Source organism: Sedimentimonas flavescens (assembly GCF_025154035.1).
Taxonomy (GTDB): Bacteria; Pseudomonadota; Alphaproteobacteria; order Rhodobacterales; family Rhodobacteraceae; genus Rhodobacter; species Rhodobacter flavescens.
The window spans coordinates 34,462-52,521 of sequence record NZ_JAOALJ010000003.1; the positions used below are offsets into that span (position 1 = coordinate 34,462).

17 protein-coding genes, 1 tRNA gene and 1 pseudogene are annotated in these 18,060 nt (G+C 63.8%); 10 read left to right on the plus strand and 9 right to left on the minus strand.

The window, feature by feature from the left end; all coding sequences use genetic code 11:
• Positions 1 to 142 precede the first annotated feature (142 nt).
• The 7 genes from N3C64_RS06745 (at position 143) to nadC (ending at position 6,422) form a co-directional block, all read left to right on the plus strand.
• Positions 143 to 742: a Maf family protein gene (locus tag N3C64_RS06745; RefSeq protein WP_260013227.1), complete on the plus strand. Its 600-nt coding sequence runs from the start codon at positions 143 to 145 to the stop codon at positions 740 to 742.
• A complete protein-coding gene (locus N3C64_RS06750; RefSeq protein WP_260013230.1) occupies positions 739 to 1,578 on the plus strand; it encodes a shikimate dehydrogenase in 840 nt (279 codons plus the stop codon). Before N3C64_RS06745 ends, N3C64_RS06750 begins: the two co-directional genes overlap by 4 nt.
• Complete coding sequence (gene coaE / locus N3C64_RS06755; RefSeq protein ID WP_260013232.1) at positions 1,575 to 2,171, plus strand: dephospho-CoA kinase; 597 nt, start codon at positions 1,575 to 1,577, stop codon at positions 2,169 to 2,171. Before N3C64_RS06750 ends, coaE begins: the two co-directional genes overlap by 4 nt.
• Entirely contained in the window at positions 2,164 to 2,859 is a 696-nt protein-coding gene (gene dnaQ, locus N3C64_RS06760) for a DNA polymerase III subunit epsilon (RefSeq protein WP_260013235.1), read from the plus strand. Before coaE ends, dnaQ begins: the two co-directional genes overlap by 8 nt.
• Positions 2,860 to 2,971: 112 nt before the next feature.
• The gene (gene nadA, locus N3C64_RS06765; protein WP_260013244.1) at positions 2,972 to 4,024 is read left to right on the plus strand and encodes a quinolinate synthase NadA; all 1,053 of its coding nucleotides are present in this window, start codon (positions 2,972 to 2,974) and stop codon (positions 4,022 to 4,024) included.
• On the plus strand, positions 4,021 to 5,580 hold the full coding sequence (locus N3C64_RS06770) for an L-aspartate oxidase (RefSeq protein WP_260013246.1): 1,560 nt from the start codon (positions 4,021 to 4,023) through the stop codon (positions 5,578 to 5,580). Before nadA ends, N3C64_RS06770 begins: the two co-directional genes overlap by 4 nt.
• The gene (nadC, locus tag N3C64_RS06775; protein WP_260013249.1) at positions 5,577 to 6,422 is read left to right on the plus strand and encodes a carboxylating nicotinate-nucleotide diphosphorylase; all 846 of its coding nucleotides are present in this window, start codon (positions 5,577 to 5,579) and stop codon (positions 6,420 to 6,422) included. Before N3C64_RS06770 ends, nadC begins: the two co-directional genes overlap by 4 nt.
• Here nadC and N3C64_RS06780 read toward each other — a convergent pair.
• The 5 genes and pseudogenes from N3C64_RS06780 to N3C64_RS06800 form a co-directional block, all read right to left on the minus strand.
• On the minus strand, positions 6,419 to 6,904 hold the full coding sequence (locus N3C64_RS06780; protein ID WP_218630154.1) for an RNA pyrophosphohydrolase: 486 nt from the start codon (positions 6,902 to 6,904) through the stop codon (positions 6,419 to 6,421). The genes nadC and N3C64_RS06780 overlap by 4 nt on opposite strands.
• A 47-nt stretch (positions 6,905 to 6,951) precedes the next feature.
• Positions 6,952 to 8,313, minus strand: coding sequence for a S41 family peptidase (locus N3C64_RS06785; RefSeq protein ID WP_218630153.1), 1,362 nt, complete (start codon positions 8,311 to 8,313; stop codon positions 6,952 to 6,954).
• A gap of 15 nt (positions 8,314 to 8,328) precedes the next feature.
• A complete protein-coding gene (locus N3C64_RS06790) occupies positions 8,329 to 9,465 on the minus strand; it encodes a murein hydrolase activator EnvC family protein (protein ID WP_260013254.1) in 1,137 nt (378 codons plus the stop codon).
• Complete coding sequence (gene gpmI, locus N3C64_RS06795; RefSeq protein ID WP_260013263.1) at positions 9,462 to 10,982, minus strand: 2,3-bisphosphoglycerate-independent phosphoglycerate mutase; 1,521 nt, start codon at positions 10,980 to 10,982, stop codon at positions 9,462 to 9,464. The genes N3C64_RS06790 and gpmI overlap by 4 nt, the downstream gene beginning before the upstream one ends.
• A gap of 232 nt (positions 10,983 to 11,214) precedes the next feature.
• Positions 11,215 to 12,172, minus strand: a pseudogene (locus N3C64_RS06800) (DDE-type integrase/transposase/recombinase).
• Positions 12,173 to 12,417: 245 nt separating this feature from the next.
• Here N3C64_RS06800 and N3C64_RS06805 point away from each other — a divergent pair.
• The 3 genes from N3C64_RS06805 (at position 12,418) to N3C64_RS06815 (ending at position 14,275) form a co-directional block, all read left to right on the plus strand.
• Positions 12,418 to 13,014, plus strand: coding sequence for a hypothetical protein (locus N3C64_RS06805; protein WP_260013265.1), 597 nt, complete (start codon positions 12,418 to 12,420; stop codon positions 13,012 to 13,014).
• A gap of 197 nt (positions 13,015 to 13,211) precedes the next feature.
• Entirely contained in the window at positions 13,212 to 13,658 is a 447-nt protein-coding gene (locus N3C64_RS06810; RefSeq protein WP_260013267.1) for a MarR family winged helix-turn-helix transcriptional regulator, read from the plus strand.
• Positions 13,655 to 14,275 carry a cysteine hydrolase family protein gene (locus tag N3C64_RS06815; RefSeq protein ID WP_260013268.1) on the plus strand — a complete coding sequence of 207 codons (621 nt, stop codon included), beginning with the start codon at positions 13,655 to 13,657 and terminating at the stop codon, positions 14,273 to 14,275. The genes N3C64_RS06810 and N3C64_RS06815 overlap by 4 nt, the downstream gene beginning before the upstream one ends.
• Before the next feature lie 378 nt (positions 14,276 to 14,653).
• Here the strand turns inward: N3C64_RS06815 and N3C64_RS06820 are convergent.
• The 4 genes from N3C64_RS06820 to N3C64_RS06835 form a co-directional block, all read right to left on the minus strand.
• A tRNA-Pro gene (locus tag N3C64_RS06820) sits at positions 14,654 to 14,730 on the minus strand.
• A 64-nt stretch (positions 14,731 to 14,794) separates the two neighbouring features.
• The gene (locus N3C64_RS06825; protein WP_218630150.1) at positions 14,795 to 15,772 is read right to left on the minus strand and encodes a DMT family transporter; all 978 of its coding nucleotides are present in this window, start codon (positions 15,770 to 15,772) and stop codon (positions 14,795 to 14,797) included.
• A gap of 110 nt (positions 15,773 to 15,882) precedes the next feature.
• A complete protein-coding gene (leuB, locus tag N3C64_RS06830) occupies positions 15,883 to 16,989 on the minus strand; it encodes a 3-isopropylmalate dehydrogenase (RefSeq protein ID WP_260013279.1) in 1,107 nt (368 codons plus the stop codon).
• A gap of 81 nt (positions 16,990 to 17,070) precedes the next feature.
• Positions 17,071 to 18,042: an endonuclease/exonuclease/phosphatase family protein gene (locus N3C64_RS06835; protein WP_260013884.1), complete on the minus strand. Its 972-nt coding sequence runs from the start codon at positions 18,040 to 18,042 to the stop codon at positions 17,071 to 17,073.
• Between the last annotated feature and the right edge of the window lie 18 nt (positions 18,043 to 18,060).

Below are 18,060 nucleotides of genomic sequence, written 5' to 3' on the forward strand. Positions count from 1 at the left end.
ATCCCACATTTGCCACGAAGCCGGTCCCACAGGTGGAGAATTCGCGCCTTTCCTTGACAAAAGCCCCCGTCATTGGGGAGGAAATGAAACCCACAATTGCACCCACAGCCTTTCCCCGAGGCTTCTCCCGAGTGTTATCCACATGAGCCTGTCGCTGATCCTTGCCTCGCAATCCGCCATCCGCGCGCAGCTTTTGCGCAATGCGGGGCTGGTGGTGGAAACCCGCCCTGCCCGGATCGATGAAGAGATGATCCGCCATGCGCTGGAAGCCGAAGGCGCGAACCCGCGCGACGTGGCCGATACGCTGGCCGAGATGAAGGCCGCCAAGGTCTCGGCCGCCAATCCCGGCGTGCTGACACTGGGGGCCGATCAGGTGCTGGAGTTGAAGGGCCGCATATTCGCGAAACCCGAAAGTCCGGAAGAGGCCGTTGAACAATTGCGCGCGCTGTCGGGGCGCACGCATCGGCTGCTTTCGGCGCTGGTGGCGATGCGCGATGGTCGCCCTCTCTGGCGGCACGTGGCCGAGGTGCGGTTGACCATGCATCCTCTGTCCGACGAGTTCATCGCCGATTATGTGGCCCGCAACTGGGACAGCATCCGCCACGCAGTCGGCTGCTATAAGCTGGAAGAGGAGGGCGTTCGGCTTTTCTCGAGCCTCGAAGGCGACTACTTTGCCGTCCTGGGCCTGCCCCTGATCGAATTTCTGAACTGGCTGCGCGCGCGAGGAGAGCTGACGACATGACGGATCACCCCCGAATTCCTCTGGCCGGAGTGATCGGATCGCCCATTGCCCATTCGCGCTCGCCCGCGCTGCACGGCTATTGGCTGAAGCATTACGGGATCAAGGGGCACTACATTCCGATGGATGTGGCGCGGGACGATCTGGAAACCGTGCTGCGCACCCTGCCCAAGGCGGGCTTTGTCGGCTGCAACGTCACCATCCCGCATAAAGAGGCTGCGCTGGCGCTTGCCGATGTCGTCTCGGACCGCGCGGCTCTGATCGGGGCTGCGAATACGCTGATCTTCCGCCCCGATGGCAAGATCCATGCCGACAATACCGATGGTTACGGCTTTATCGCCAACCTGCGTGACGGTGCGCCGGGCTGGCAGCCGAATGCGGGGCCCGCGGCGGTGATTGGCGCGGGCGGCGCGGCGCGCGCCATCGTTGCCTCGCTGCTTGAGGTCGGCTGCCCCGAGGTTCGCATCGCCAACCGCACCCGCGCCCGCGCCGAGAACCTGCGCACCGAGTTCGGCGCCCGCGTTGTTGTCTATGACTGGGTGCAGGCGGGCAATATGCTCGAGGGTGCTGCGACGGTGGTGAATACCTCGTCGCTTGGTATGGACGGCAAGGCCGAGTTCCGGGTGCCGCTTGATGCGCTCTCGCCGTCTGCTGTCGTGACTGACATCGTCTACACACCCCTGCGCACGCATCTTCTGCAAGAGGCTGAGGCGATGGGCTGCGCGACGGTCGATGGTTTGGGCATGCTGCTGCATCAGGCCGTGCCGGGGTTTGAGCGCTGGTTTGGCCAACGCCCCGAGGTCACGCAAGAGCTGCGCGACGCGGTCCTGCGCGCATGAGCCGCCCGTTTCTTCTGGGCCTGACGGGCTCCATCGGCATGGGCAAGTCCACGACCGCGCAGATGTTCGCCGAGGAAGGCGTGCCGATCTGGGATGCGGATGCCACGGTGCATGCGCTGTACGCCCCGGGCGGCGCGGCGGTGGCCCCGATTGCGGCCGCCTTCCCCGGTGTGGTCGTGGATGAAGCGGTTGATCGCGCTCGCCTGCGCGAGGCATTGCAGGCCGATAAACAGGCTCTGCCCCGGCTTGAATCCATCGTTCATCCGCTGACCACGGCGTCGCGCAGCGCCTTCATCGCGCAACATGCCGATGCCGATCTGATCCTGCTCGACATTCCCTTGATGTATGAAACCGGCGCTGATGCGGCTTGCGATGCGGTGCTTGTGGTCTCGGCCCCACCCGAAGTGCAGCGCGCCCGTGTTCTGGCGCGCGGACAGATGAGCGAGGAACAGCTGGCCATGATCCTGTCGCGCCAGTTGCCAGATGCCGAGAAACGCGCCCGCGCCGATCATGTGATCGAGACCCTGACGCTTGATCAGACCCGCGCCGCCGTGCGACACCTGATTGCGCAGATCAGGGGCGGCCATGCGTGAGATTGTTCTGGACACCGAAACCACCGGCTTCGAACCCTCGGAAGGGCATCGGATCGTCGAGATCGGCGCGCTAGAGCTGTTCAACCACGTCCCCACCGGGCGCACATATCACCAGTACATCAACCCCGAACGCGCCATGCCGAAAGAGGCCTTCGAGGTTCACGGCCTTGGCGACGACTTCTTGCGCGACAAGCCCAAGTTTGGGCAGATCGCACAGGACTTCCTCGATTTCATCGGCCCGGATTCGAAGCTCGTGATCCACAACGCCGCCTTCGACATGAAGTTCCTCAACGCCGAGCTGAGCTGGGTGAAAAAGCCGCTGATCGCCAACGATCGCGCGCTCGACACGCTGATGATCGCGCGGCGCAAGTTTCCCGGCTCGCCCGCCTCGCTCGACGCACTCTGCCGCCGCTTCGGCATCGACAACTCGGCGCGGACGCTGCACGGCGCGCTTCTCGACAGTGAAATCCTGGCCGAGGTTTATCTGGAACTGATCGGTGGCCGCCAGCCGGGCTTTGGCCTGTCGATCGAGGCCTCGGACAGCCAGGGCCAGGGCGCGGCTGAGCAATGGCGGCCCCATGCGCGCCCCGCACCCCTGCCCCCACGCATCACCGAGGCCGAGGCCGAGGCGCACGGCGCCTTCGTCGCCAAGCTGGGCGATAGCGCGATCTGGAAGCGATTTGCCTGACCCAAGGGCCGTATTTTACAACAAATGCGTTACAAAAGGCATTTTTCCCATTTAACCCCAACGCCATTACCCTTACATGCAACTCCGTTCTCGGTTTTGGGGGAGGATACCCATGCTGGACTTTGCTGCGATGCGCGCGACGCTGGCCGAGGCCTATGACCTCGCGCCCTCGATGGCGCTGGCCGAAGAGATGCGCGACATCCATGCCAAGATGGATCGCGTGGTTCCGCTGGTCGATTTCGCCCGCTACGCCCCCTATATTCGCGCGATCAACCGGCTTAAGGCCGAGAAGAACGCGGTGATCCTGGCGCATAACTACATGACGCCCGAGATCTATCACGGCGTGGCCGATGTGGTCGGCGACAGCCTGCAACTGGCGATCGAGGCGACCAAGGTCGAGGCTGGCACTATCGTGCAATGCGGTGTGCATTTCATGGCCGAGACCTCGAAGATCCTGAACCCTGCCAAGCGCGTGCTGATCCCCGACATGGCGGCGGGTTGCTCGCTGGCCGAGTCGATCACCGCCGAGGGCATCGCCTCGATGCGCGCGCAATATCCGGGCGCGCCGGTTGTCAGCTACGTCAACACCACTGCCGAGGTGAAGGCCGCCTCGGACATCTGCTGCACCTCGTCGAACGCGGCCCAGATTGTGGCCGCAATGGAGAGCGACGTCGTCATCATGACGCCCGACCAGTATCTGGCGCAGAACGTAGCCAAGCAGGTGCCGCAGAAGAAGGTCGTCTGGTGGGCCGGTTCGTGCATCGTGCACGAGCAATACTCCGCCGAGGACATCACCGAGTTCCGCAAATGGAACCCCGACACCCGCGTGATCGCACACCCCGAATGCCCGCCCTCGGTCGTCAGCGTTTCGGATTTCTCGGGTTCGACCTCAGGGATCATCAGCTATGTCGAGCGCGAAAAGCCGCAAAAGGCGATGCTGGTCACCGAATGTTCGATGGCTTCGAACATCGCAGATGCCCTGCCCGAGGTCGATTTCGTCGGCCCCTGCAACATGTGCCCCTATATGAAGAAGATCACGCTCGAAAAGATCCTCTGGTCGCTGCACAGCGGTCAGGCTGAGGTCTTCGTCGATCCCGAGATCGCTGCCAAGGCGCGCATCGCAGTCGAGCGGATGATCGAGCTGTCGCGGAAAATTGCCAAGTGACCACCATCGAGACCCAACGCGTCATCATCGTCGGCGCGGGTCTGGGCGCGCTTTATGCGGCGCTGAAACTTGCGCCGCGGCCGGTTCTGGTGATCTCGCCCGAAACGCTGGGTGAAGGTGCATCGTCGGCTTGGGCGCAGGGTGGCGTTGCTGCCGCGATGGCCAAGGGCGACACGCCCGAGGCTCATGCGCTGGATACGAAATATGCCGGCGCAGGCACCGTCGATGCCGAGGTGGCGCGACTGGTCACCGCAGAGGCGCGGCGCCATATCCTCGATCTGACCGATCTGGGCACGCCCTTCGATCGTGATGCGTCGGGTGGCTATGTCATGTCGCGCGAGGCCGCGCATTCGACCGCGCGCGTCGTGCGCGTCAAGGGCGACCAGGCCGGGCGTGAGATCATGCAGACCCTGATCGCCGAGGTCCGCCAGACCCCGTCCGTGCAGGTGGCCGAGGGCGTCATCGCCTCGGGGCTTGAGGTCGAAGGTGGCAAGGTCACCGGCGTCTGGGTCGAGCGCGCGCATGAACCCTCGGGACGTACGCTGGTGCGCGCTCCGGCGGTTTTGCTGGCGGGCGGCGGATCGGGCGGATTGTTCGCCGTCACCACCAACCCGCCGCGCATTCGCGGGCAGGTCATCGGCATGGCGGCCCGCGCGGGCGCCCGCATCGCCGATCCGGAATTCATGCAGTTCCACCCCACCGCCATCGCCACCGGCGAAGACCCGGCGCCACTGGCGACCGAGGCTTTGCGCGGCGAAGGTGCGATCCTGATCAACAACCGCGGCGAGCGCTTCATGCTGGCTGTGCATGAACTGGCTGAACTCGCGCCGCGCGACATCGTGGCCCGCGCCGTTTACCTTGAGCGTCAGGCCGGGCGCGAGCCCGCGCTTGATACCCGCGCAGTGCTGGGCGACGAGGTTCTGACCCGCTTCCCCGCCGTGGCCGAGGCCTGCAAACGCGCTGGAATAGACCCTGTTTCGCAGCCGATCCCGGTTGCCGCCGCCGCACATTACCACATGGGCGGCGTCGATACCGACCACGAGGGGCGCGCGTCGCTGGATAACCTCTGGGTCTGCGGCGAGGCGTCCTCGACCGGGCTGCATGGCGCGAACCGACTGGCCTCGAACGGGTTGCTGGAGGCGCTGGTCTATGCCCGGATCTGCGCGCTTGGCATCGGCAAGGCGCTTGGCGCGCCCGCCCCGGCCGATCTGGTGACGCTGAGTTTCCCGCCGGGCACCGAGGCGATTGACGAGGCCGCCGTGGCGTGCCTGCGTCACGCCATGACCGATGGCGTGGGCGTTGTGCGCGACGCCGAGGGCTTGACCGATACCCTGCACGTGATCGCCGGGATCGAGGCCGAGGCGACCTCGGAATCCATGCGCAACATGACCGCGACGGCGACGCTGATTGCCGCCGCCGCGCTCAGGCGCCGGGAAAGCCGGGGCGGGCATTACCGCTCGGACTATCCGCAGGCCGATCCGGCGCAGGCCGAACGCACCCATATGACCCTTGCTGAGGCGCTGGAGATCCGCACCCGCGCGCTGGAGGAAACATGACCGCGACGCTTCCCGATTTCATCCTCGAACCGCTGGTCCGCGCGGCGCTGACCGAAGACCTGACGCCGATGGGCGACGTGACGACCCGCGCAGTGATCCCGGCGGGCACGCGCTATGTCGCGCGGCTCAATGCGCGCGAGCCGGGCGTGGTGTCGGGGATGCAGATCGCGGCGATCGCCTTCCGCCTTGTCGATCCCGGCCTGAAGGTCGAAACGCTGGTGGCCGATGGTCAGCCCTGTGCGCCGGGCCAGACGCTGATGACGATCGAGGGCGATGCGGGCTCGATCCTGATGGGTGAGCGCGTCGCGCTGAACTTCGCGGGCCGACTGACCGGCATTGCCACGATGACGGCGGCCTTTGTTGCGCAAACCAGGGGCACCAAGGCCCGCGTGACCTGCACCCGCAAGACGACGCCGGGTCTGCGCGTTGTGGAAAAGATGGCCGTGGCGCATGGCGGCGGCTCGAACCACCGCTTCGGCCTGTCGGATGCGATCCTGATCAAGGACAACCACGTCGCGGCCGCCGGCGGCATCCGCGCCGTGCTTGAGGCCGCCCGTGTCGCGCGCAGCCACATGATGCGCATCGAGCTGGAGGTGGACAGCCTTGTGCAGCTTGAAGAGGCGCTGGAGGTCGGCGGCGCCGATGTCATCTTGCTCGACAACATGGACACCCCCACCCTGCACAAGGCCGTTGCGCTCAACGCGGGGCGCGTGGTGCTGGAGGCCTCGGGCAACATGCGCCTTGAGCGCATCGCCGAAGTAGCCGCGACCGGGGTGGATTACATCTCGTCGGGGGCGCTGACGCATTCGGCGCGCACGCTCGACCTCGGGCTGGATTTCTAGGCGAAGAAGTCGCGGAACTCGGCGAAGACCGCCTCGTAGACCGCGCGCTTGAAGGGCACGATGCCTTCGATCACCTCGGTATGGGGCTTCCACGACCAGACCGCGAATTCGGGGTGCTCGGTCGCGATGTTGACCTGGCTGTCATCGCCGAGGAAGCGGAACAGGAACCACTTCTGTTTCTGCCCGCGATAGCGGCCCTTCCAGATATTGCCCACCAGATCGGCGGGCAGGTCATAGGTGATCCAGTCCTGCGTCTTGGCGAGTTTTTCGACCAGATCGGGGCGCACGCCGGTTTCTTCCCACAACTCGCGCAGCGCGGCCTCTTTGGGCTTTTCGCCCTCATCGATCCCGCCCTGCGGCATCTGCCAGGCGGGCACTTGGCTGTCGAGCCGCTGGCCCGTGAACACGAGCCCCTGCGGGTTGATCAGCACAACCCCCACATTCTTGCGATAGGGCAGCGCAGCGATCTGTTCGGGCGTCATTGGGGGTATCCGTGGCAAGAAAAAAGGGGGCCCGAAGGCCCCCGGTATCAGTTCGCGGGCGCAGCCACGATGCTTTCGGGCGCGGTGGCGATGGCCGAGAGACCCTTGAGAATGTCGATCGCATAGGCGAGCTGGTAATCCTCAATCCGCAGCTTGGCGGCATCTTCGGCTTTCTTCAGCTCTTCCTCGGCCTGACGCTTTTCATCGTCGGTCATCGAGTCATTCGACAGAACGCCGCGCAGATCGGCCTCGGAGCGCGGGGCGCGCTTGTCCTCGTCTTCCTCTTCGGTCACCGGCGGCGGAGCGGGTTGTTCCACGACGATATCGGGCGCGATGCCAAGCGCCTGGATCGAGCGCCCCGAGGGCGTGTAGTAGCGCGCCGTGGTCAGGCGCATGGCGCCCTCGCCCTGGATCGGGATCACGGTCTGCACCGAGCCCTTGCCGAAGCTCTTCGTGCCGACAACGATGGCGCGGCGATGATCTTGCAGCGCGCCGGTAACAATCTCGGAAGCCGAGGCCGAACCGCTATTGATCAGCACGACCATCGGCTTGCCCTGCGCCAGATCGCCCGGGGTTGCGTTGAAACGCTCGCTTTCCTCAGCCCTGCGGCCGCGGGTCGAGACAATCTCGCCGGCATTCAGGAAGGCATCGGAAACCGAGATCGCCTGCGTGAGCAGCCCGCCCGGGTTGTTGCGCAGGTCGATGACGAAGCCGTTCACCTTGTCGATGCCGCCCGCTTCCTCGACCGATTTCTTGAGGTTCTCCTCAAGGTTCGAGAAGGTCTGGTCGTTGAAGGTGGTGATGCGCAGCACGACGGTGGTGCCCTCGACCCGGCTCTTCACGGCGGTCAGCTTGATCGTATCGCGGGTGATGGCGACGTCGAACGGCTCGGGCGTGCCTTCGCGCACGACGGTGATGGAGATCTCGCTGCCGACCGGGCCGCGCATCTTGTCCACCGCCTGATCGAGCGTCAGCCCCAGCACGCTTTCGCCATCCACATGGGTGATGAAATCGCCCGCCTGAATGCCGGCCGCAGCCGCGGGGGTTCCGTCGATCGGCGAGACGACCTTGACGAAGCCCTCTTCCTGCGTGACCTCGATCCCCAGACCGCCGAACGAGCCGCGCGTCTGCACCTTCATGTCGGTGTAATCGTCGGGCGGCAGGTAGCTCGAATGCGGATCGAGCGAGCTGAGCATGCCGTTGATCGCGGCCTCGATCAGCTTCTTGTCATCCACCTGCTCGACATAGTCCTGACGGATGCGTTCGAAGATGTCGCCGAACAGGTCGAGCTGCTCATAGACCGACACCGGCTTGGCCGCTTCCTGGGCCAGAAGGGGGGCTGCAATCTGCGTGGAGATCAGCGCCCCGGCAACGGTGCCGCCAATTGCGGCCATCACGAACTTCTTCATTCTTAACCCTTGATCCTACTGGTCTCTGGTTTGGGTGAACCACGCGGCGGGGTCCACGGGCGCATCGCCCTCTCTCAATTCCAAGTAAAGCGTCTCCGTCCGTCCTGCGCCACCGCCATCTTGCGCCGCCTGAACGAATTCCGCCCCGAATTCCTGTGCGCCCGGTTCGGCGCCACCCATCAACCCGATGGGAGAGCCGCGCTCAAGCACATCGCCGGTTTCACCATAGACCGTGCCAAGCCCCGCCAGAACCAGAAGATAGCCCTCTGCGGGCTCGACGATCATCACATTTCCGTAGTCCAACAGCGGCCCGCGGTAGCGGATCGTCGCAGGCCAGGGCGCGGTGACCAGCGCGGAGGGGGCCGTGGCGATCAAAAGGCCGGGGCGGCGGATGCCTGCGGCGTCGGCCTCGTTGAACTTGCGCAGCACCGATCCCATGACCGGAAGGGGCAACGTTCCACGGGCGCTGGCGAAATCCTCAAGCGGCGGGCCGATGTCATAGTCGAGGCCGGTCAGCCCGGTGGCAAAGCCCTCCAGCGTGTCGGCGCTTTCCACAAGCAGGCGCAGATCTTCGGGGTCTTCCAGATAACGCCCCGGCAGGGCGCTGCGCTGCGCGATCGCCTCGCTCAGTGCGGTGCGCGCCGCCTGGGCCGAGGCAAGCCCGCCCTCCAGCACCGCGGCCGCGTTCTTTTGCAGGGCGCGCAGGGTGGCGATCTCTTCCAGCTCGCCCCGCATCGCCTCTGCCTCGGCCTGCAAAGCCGGGGTCACTGCCCCCAGCACCATGCCCGAGCGCGCCGAGCCAAGAGGCCCAGTGGGATGCAGCAGCAAGAGCGGCCCTTCGGATTGCTCCATCGTGCTCATCACACCCAGAAGCCGCCCGATCTGGTCGCGCTGCGCATCGAACCCGGCCCTGATCTCGCGCTCGCGGATCACGGCGCGGCGCAAGCCGTCGCGCAACGCACCGAGGCCACGTTCATAAGCAGTCAGCGTTTCGGTCAGCGCGGCGATGCGGTCGGCCTTGGTCTGCGCCTCATCCAATGCAGTGATCGAGGCGCGCAGATCCTCGGCCGCCTGCAACGCGCTGTCGGCGGCAGGGCTGGCCAGCGCCGCCGAGGCGCTCAGCATCCAGGCAAGAAGCGTGGCGCGCATCACCGCCCGATCAGCGAGGTGCCGGTCATTTCGGGCGGCACGGGCAGTTGCATCAGGTCAAGCAGCGTCGGCGCCAGATCGGCCAGACGGCCCTTGTGCAGCGTGGCCCCCGCCGGGCCGCCGACCAGCGCCACCGGCACCGGGTTCGTGGTATGCGCCGTGTGCGGGCCGCCCGTCACCGGGTCGATCATGGTTTCGCAGTTACCGTGGTCGGCGGTGATAATCATCGCACCCCCGGCCTTTTCCAGCGCGGCCAGCACGCGGCCCAGATCGCGGTCGATCTCTTCGCAGGCGGCGATGGCGGCGGGCAGGCTGCCGGTATGGCCGACCATGTCGGGGTTGGCGTAGTTCACCACGATCAGGTCATAGCCCTTCTCGATCGCCTCGACGAATTTGTCGGTGACCTCGGGCGCGCTCATCTCGGGTTGCAGATCGTAGGTGGCGACCTTGGGCGATTTCGGCATGAAGCGATCTTCGCCCTCCCACGGTGCTTCCTTGCCGCCATTGAGGAAGAAGGTCACATGCGGGTATTTCTCGGTCTCGGCCAGGTGGAACTGCGTCAGCCCCTGCTTCGAGACCCACTCGCCCAAAGTGTTGACGATGTCGCGCTTGGGATAAGCGGTGTCCATGTATTTGCTGTGATCGACCGAATACTCGACCATCCCCAGCAGCGCCGACCACTTCGGACGGGCCGAGGTATCCAGCTCGGCAAAGCCCGGCTCGGCGAGCGCGCGCAGGATCTCGCGCGCGCGGTCGGCGCGGAAGTTCAGGCAGAAGAAGCCGTCATTATCGGCGGTGCCGGTGTAGCCCGCGATCACGGTCGGCTTGATGAACTCGTCCACCTCGCCCTTGGCATAGGATTGCGCGACGGCCTCGGCCGGCGTGGCCGCATGCAGCCCCTCGGCCTTGACCATGGCGTCATAAGCCAGACCCACGCGCTCCCACCGGTTGTCGCGGTCCATTGCCCAGTAGCGACCGATCACCGTGCCGAGGGTGCAGCCCTCGGGCAGACGCGCCACGAAATCGTCGATGAAGCGCGCGGCACTGTCAGGGGCCACGTCACGCCCGTCGGTGATCGCGTGGACCACGACCGGAACGCCTGCCCCGGCCAGCGCCTTGCAGGCGGCCAGCGTGTGTTCGATATGGCCATGAACACCGCCATCCGAAATCACCCCCATCAGATGCGCGCGACCGCCAGCGATCTTCACCGCCTCGGTGAACTTCATGATCGCCTCGTTGCGGAAGAACGAGCCATCCTCGATCGCGAGGTCGATCTGGCCCAGATCCATCGCCACCACGCGACCCGCGCCAATATTGGTGTGCCCAACCTCCGAGTTGCCCATCTGCCCGGTCGGCAGGCCGACATCGGGGCCATGTGTGATCAGCGTGGCCTTGGGGCATGTTGCGAAGACGCGGTCAAGGTTGGGGGTGTTGGCTTGCGCAGGCGCGTTGCCCTCGATCTCGGCGCGCTCGCCCCAGCCATCGAGAATGCACAGCACGACAGGTTTCGGACGGGTCATCGGGGCCTCCTGTAGGGTTCGCGCCCTTTTACGCGCCCGCAGCGCCACGGGCAACTGCGACGGTTTCCCCTCGCCAGGGAGTGAGCGTGGAATGCCGGGGCAGGCGCGCCGCGGGCGCGCAACAAGACGCGAGGCCAATGTGAACCCGGCCGTAAAGCCCCTGTTGAAGGCAAATTTGGGAGGCTTGATGAAGACAGCTGGACATACCCGCGCAGAAAGGAGGCTGTCTTGGCTAGTTGTTCCGTCCCGGCATCTGGTGGATCGGATTGACGATGAATCTGTCCGGCTCTGAAATTCAGATCTTGCAGATATGGTCTTAGGGCGTCAGACCGCTGAGGGTCTTGAGCCAGCGAGCGAAGTTGTATACCGCCATGAAGCCCTCGAGATGGGTGCGGAGCTGGTCGTGGCTGTCGTAGTGGAAGAGTTTGACGGTGGCCTCCTTGATCGTGAGGTTCATGCGCTCAACCTGACCGTTGGTCCATGGATGGTTGGGCTTGGTCAGGCAGTGCTCGATTCCGTTCGCCTCACAGATCATGTCAAAGCACATTTGCCGGGAATAGGCGGTATTCCGGTTCCTGGGTTGGTCGGCGAACTGGATGCCGTTATCGGTCAGGATCGTGTGGATGCGGTAGAGAACCGCCTCCAGCAGATGCGCTAGGAACGCCCACGCCCTCCGTCTATCTGCTTTGTCGACGAGTTGGGTGGCCGCGAACCTGCTGGTCCGATCGATGGCAACGAAGAGATATAACCGCCTTCAGCGGTCTACGGTTCTGCGATGTCATGTGAAAGAAGCCGATGGGGTAGCGCTTGAAGCGCTGATGCTTGGGTTTGTCCCCGTCGACATCCGGTCGCCGCGAGATGCCATGGGGTTGAAGGCATCGGCGAAGCGCTGATCTGGTTAGGTGTGGAATCGAAGGCTGCAGGGCTTAGAGGCAGTCGTCCAGCGGCAACAGCGTGTGCCGCTGGGAAGCAACCGCCATAGCCTCTTCTTCTTCGCTCAGAACAGTGGAGCGCGGATCCCATCGCCCCGTTTTGTGATCTTCCACCGTCTCGCGCTTTCGCCAACTCGTGACAATCTTTGGGTTGACCCCGGGTTCCCGGCCTAGCGCCGCGGTCGAAGCTTGCGATCGCTGTATTGCAGCTCTGACGGCGTGCGTGGTCGTGGCGCAGCCGTGACGAACCTGTCCCATAGCGCTTCCTTCCATTCCCACGAATGGATCGCACCATCAAACCGTGGGATCAAACACCAGAATAGGAACGCCCCGTGACCTGCGCAAACAAGCGGAACCATCTCGCCTATTGCCGTTCGAGACTGATTGATTTTCTTTGCTGTTTGCGGCTGGATGCAATCTGATACGCGCACTTATTGCGGTTCTGGCAAGTTGGGCGTGAACCAGAGCGTTGACCAAATTTGCTAGGCTTCCGGGAGCATATTATGGACTTTTGGGCCATTGGAATAATCGTTTGGCTAGGTGTTGTTGCCGCACCCATGCATGCAGCCTGTCCCACGGGCGGAGATTTCAAGGTCGGAGATAAGCTGCATTTGGTGCGAGCAGATCCGCTTATGGATGTCGTCTATAGCAAGCGGTCCGGTGGTTCGATCCGCGAAGACAGGACTATGGTTCGTGACGGCGCAGCACAGCAAATCCAGACCGATTATCTGAATGGAGTATTCGCGGTGCGGCGAGTTGGTACTGCGACACTGGCCTTGAAATTTCCTGCAGAGCTCGCGACGTTCGATCCTAGCGCTGTCGGCGCCAAGATTGACGTCGCGGTGGCGCTATCAGGCGCAGCAAACCAGTCTGGGCGTTTGCAAGCCGAAGTGGTTCGGCGCGACCGGGTGCGGATCGGTGGATGTCGCTACAAGGTAACAGTCGTTCGAGATATCCTATCTTTAAGTGGAACCGCCAGCATCCGAACTGAAAGGCTGTATCAGCCTGACCTGGGTGTGATTGTCGGTGCCTTGATCCTTAATTCTGATGGTTCCCCGCAGAGTCGAGTCGCCTTCGACAAGATCGAAATTCTTAAATAAACGACAATCTATTCCCGCGCCTTCCACGTTGAAATCTAGGCTCGGCTGATTGCGGCCGAGGCTGTGTGGAAACGCGGTCGGGGCGTCGGCGAGCCGCAAGTCTGCTTTGAGCCCGCTCCTGCCGATACTGCACGAAGAACCAATGTCCTTCCCAGCAATGACATTGCACCTGTCATATTGACATGTATAGTGTCACTATGACAGCAGAACACCTTCATCGATTGATTTGGATGTCGCGCCCGCTCATGCAAGCCGCAGAGGCCTGCGTTGAAGCTGGTCTGGTGGGAACCAGCCTTACAGTCCGGATGCGGGCCGTTCTGGAGATCCTCCACAGACACGGAGAGCAGACCGTTCCAGAGATTGCGGCAAGGCTCGAAATCAAACGGCAATACGTCCAGATCATGTGCAACGAAACGCTGGCCTCCGGTTTCGTTGAGCAACGCGCGAACCCTCGTCACAAACGCTCGCCGATCCTGGCGCTGACCGATCACGGCCGCACCCTCATCGAAAAGATCATTTCGAAGGAACTGAAGCTCATGGAAGAGGTTGGTACGAACCTGAGCAGTGAGGACATCTCTACGGCACTTCAGGTCGTAATCGCAGTGGTGGACAGCTTGAAAAACCAAACAGGAGAGAGCGAATGACGCTCGGCATTGTCTTGGGTATTGTGGCCCTCGTTCTCACACTCTGGCTCGGCAACGGTGTAAGACGCATCGGTTCGGTCAGTGTCGGAGAAACGATACGCAACCGGGATGCATCTGCCCTTCTGCTGATTGATCTGCAGTCGGTTTTCTGGGAACGCGGCCCTTACTCGGACGCAGCAAAAGAAGGTGCTGCCGCCGTCATTTACAAGGAAGTAGAGGCTGCGCGGGCCCAAAACCACCCCGTCATTGCCGTCCGTCAGGAGTGGTCGATCCCTTCCACGAAGGCAGTGGCGAGGCTTACGATGAAGGGGCAGGCGATAGAAGGCAGTGATGGGACCGATCTTGCGGAGCCGTTTTCGTCTCTCCCTGACCAGATCGTTGTAAAGCGCGTTCAAGACGCATTTGAAACCGGTGAGCTGGATGCGCTATTGGAGCGCCTCGACGTAGGCAAGCTGCGTCTTGTTGGACTAGACTTTAATTACTGTGTGCAGAAGACGGCGCTGGCTGCCCGAAACCGCGGCTATGATGTCACCGTCGTGAGGGATGGTACTCTCTCAGCCGCGCCGACAGAAGGCGCTGAAAAGCGGATGTCGTCAGCGGGTGTGGCCATTCGTTGAGCGGACACTGATCCTTCGGGCGCAAACGGAAGCCTTGCCCAGCAGAGCAGCCTTCGGTGCCGCGCGCAGCGAGCGGCCGCGTTTCTCCCAAAAGGGGCAAAACTCACGCCAGACGTCTTGCTCGCGCTTGATAAGATCTCGGGGCGACGTCATGCGCAAGCCAAGTTGACTTCGGATTTCGTATCGCTGCGAGGCCTTCGCGGATCGGGGCAATCTACTTCAGGCCGAACCCTAAGGCTTTGACCAACAGCCGGCGGAAGCTGCCGAACGCACAATATCGCCGTGATGCTGTAGTTCGCTTGTTCGGATTTTCGCCTGCCACAGAAAGCATAGTGGTAAAAAAAGGAATACTAACGTGGCATTCCATAGTCGGGAAATTGGTCGGAGCGAGAGGATTCGAACCTCCGACCCCCTGCTCCCGAAGCAGGTGCGCTACCAGGCTGCGCTACGCTCCGACCGTGTGGAGGCGAGTTACCGACTCCGTCCGGCATTTGCAAGGGGGATTCTGCGTCTTTTCCGTTACCTTGTGCCGCTGCGACCGGTCAGGTTCAGCGCGCGCTGCAACAGCGACGAGCGCGGCGTTGTCACGGTTTCCGTGCGGCCGCGGGTTTGCAGCACGGGGCGGTTTTGCGACACGTTCGCAGTGCTTTCGCGCCAGACGATATAGGTGCCCGAGGCAATGACGACGCCCGCGCCAAGCATCGTTGGCCCGTCAATCCCCTCGCCAAAGAAGAACCAGCCGTAGATCACCGCCCAGACGATCTGCGAATATTGCATCGGCGCGACGATCGCGGCCTCGCCCTCGCGATAGGCCAGGATCTGCAGGAAGGCCCCCGTCAGACCAAAGAGCGCGACCACCGCCAGCAAGCCCAGATCGCGCAGCTCCAGTGGCACCCAAACCAGCGGCAGCACTGCCCCCATGGCAAGGAAGTTGCCCAGAAGCGGCGAGAGCAGCATCACGACCGAGCGTTCTTCATTGCCGATCTTGCGGATGATGATCGACGCGACCGAGCCGCAGAGCGCTGCGGTCATCGCGGCGATATGGCCCAGGCCCAGCTCGGCCTGCCCCGGGCGCACCACGATCAGCACCCCGAGCAACCCGATGATCACCGCCGCCCAACGATGGGGGCCGACCTTCTCGCCCAAGACCGGAATTGCGAGGATCGTGATCAGCAGCGGCATCGCGAAGAGGATCGGGTAAACCTGAGCGAGCGGCAGATGCGAGAAGGCGTAAAACGCGCAGACCCCGGTGATCACGGTACAGATCGCGCGCGCCAGCACCCACCAGGGATGGATGGGGCGCAGATGGCCCTCGCGTTTGTCCTTGAGCATGATGAGCGAGAGGATCGGAAAGCTGAGCAGCGCGGCAAAGAAGATGATCTGAACCGCGGAGTACCGCTCTCCCAGTGTCTTCACCACGGCATCATGCGTCGCGTAGATCGCCATCGCCAGCAGGGCGAGCCCCGCCCCCTTGCTGTTGGATCTGCCTGCGTGCATCGCAACCCTCCTGTTAGCGCTCCCATACGCCCGGGGTGGCGCATTTGGCAAGGTCGCAACGCAAAACGGCGCGGATTTCTCCGCGCCGTTCCAAATCTGTCAGCCGCTGATCAGAGGCTTGCGTCGAGTGCCTCGATGATCTTGGCGCCCATCTCGACGGTCGAAACTGCGGTGCCGCCTTCAGGGCCCATCAGGTCAGCGGTGCGCACGCCATCGGCCAGCACCTTCTCGATCGCTTTTTCAAGGCGGGTCGCCTCGTCGCCCTGATCGAAGCTGTAGCGCAGCGCCATGGCGAAGCTGAGGATACAGGCGATCGGGTTGGCCTTGCCCTGGCCGGCAATGTCGGGGGCCGAGCCGTGCACGGGTTCGTACATCGCTTTCGGGCGGCCGTTCTCCATCGGCGCGCCAAGCGAGGCCGAGGGCAGCATGCCGAGCGAGCCGGTCAGCATCGCCGCGCAATCCGAGAGGATGTCGCCAAAGAGGTTGTCGGTCACGATGACGTCGAACTGCTTGGGCCAGCGCACCAGCTGCATCGCGCCGTTGTCGGCATACATATGCGACAGCTCGACCTCGGGATATTCCTCGTCATGGATGCGCTGGACGACTTCGCGCCACAGGATGCCCGATTCCATCACGTTGGCCTTCTCCATCGAGCAGACCTTGTTGCCGCGGCGCTTGGCCAGTTCGAAAGCCGAACGTGCAACGCGCTCGATCTCGCTCTCGGTGTAGCGCTGGGTGTTGATCCCCACGCGCTCGCCATTCTCTTCGAAGATCCCGCGCGGCGTGCCGAAATAGACGCCCGAGGTCAGCTCGCGCACGATCATGATGTCGAGGCCCGCGACCACATCTTTCTTGAGCGACGAGAAATCGGCAAGCGCGTCGAAGCACTGCGCCGGGCGCAGGTTCGAGAACAGGTCCATTTCCTTGCGCAGGCGCAGCAGGCCGCGCTCGGGCTTCACCGAAAAGTCGAGGTTGTCGTATTTCGGGCCGCCCACGGCACCCAGCAGAACCGCGTCCACCTCTTGCGCCTTGGCCATGGTCTCATCTGCCAGCGGCTTGCCATGCACGTCATAGGCGGCGCCGCCGACGAGGTCTTCGCTCACGTCGAAAACGAGGCCGCGCTTGTCGCCGTACCAGCTGATGATCTTTTTCACCTCGGCCATGACTTCAGGGCCGATACCGTCGCCGGCAAGGATGAGGATGGAAGGGTTGGCCATTCGTTTTCTCCAACGTCTATTGGTTGGAAGCGGCCTAACCAATGCCCGCCGCCGGGTCAAGACAAGCCTTGGAAATGCGCCTCAGGGCAGCGAAATATCCACCCAGACAAGAGCATGGCGCGAGGCGGTTGCGGCTGTGCGCGCCATCGGCGCCTCGGGCGCGGGCCAGAAGGTGCCCGCGCCGCGCACCGCCAGATCGCGCGAGGGCAGCACATAATCGACGCGCATATTGCCAACGCGCGCATCGTCCCAATCAGCAGTATCAAGCGCCGCCTCGCCCCCATGCTGCGCATTGCGTCCGGTCTGCGGTGCCATGGCCGCGCCCAAGCTGGCGGGGCGGGGATCTTGCAAGCGCGGATGGGCCAGCAGCGCGCGCAGTGCCTCGGGGCGGCCCTCGCCATCCACCGGGTCGAGGTTCGCGTCGCCGAGCAGCACGAAAGGCCCCTCGGGCGGGGTCATGGGCAGATCGCCGTCGAGGTAGCGCAGCCAGAAGGCGGCCTCATCGTGGTTGCGCCGGCCGTTGCGATCCTCGGGGCCGTCGAAAACCGGTGGCGTCGCGGCCCAGGCCAGCAGGTGCAGGCTTTGGCCGCCCACGCGCAGCGGCAGATCCCAATGCGCGGTCGATGAAAGCCTCTGCACGGCCATCGCCTCGGGCGAAAGGCCCGCACCGTCGATCAGGTTGCCCGGCAGGTCGCGCCAGAGAAAGCCCGAGAAATCCTGCGCAGCTTCGACCTCGATCGGATAGCGCGACAACAGCGCCAAGCCACCCTCGCCTGAGAAGCGGCCAAAGCCCTGTGCATCCCCCGCGCCGCCCGTCTTGCCATCGCCATCCAGGTCGAGACCACTGGCCATGCCGCTATTGGGCCGCGCGGCGAAGCGATGCGGATAGGCCACCCCCGCCCCGGCCAGCCGATCGGCAAAGGCGCGTAGCGCGGCGCCGTCGAAATCCCAGTCGAAGCCGGTCAGCAGCAGGATATCGGGGTCAGTCTCGGCAATTACCGCGATGGCGGCAGCGATCTGCGCATCCTTGCCTTCGTCAATATCGCGCAGCAGCAAGCCCGGCCCCTTGCG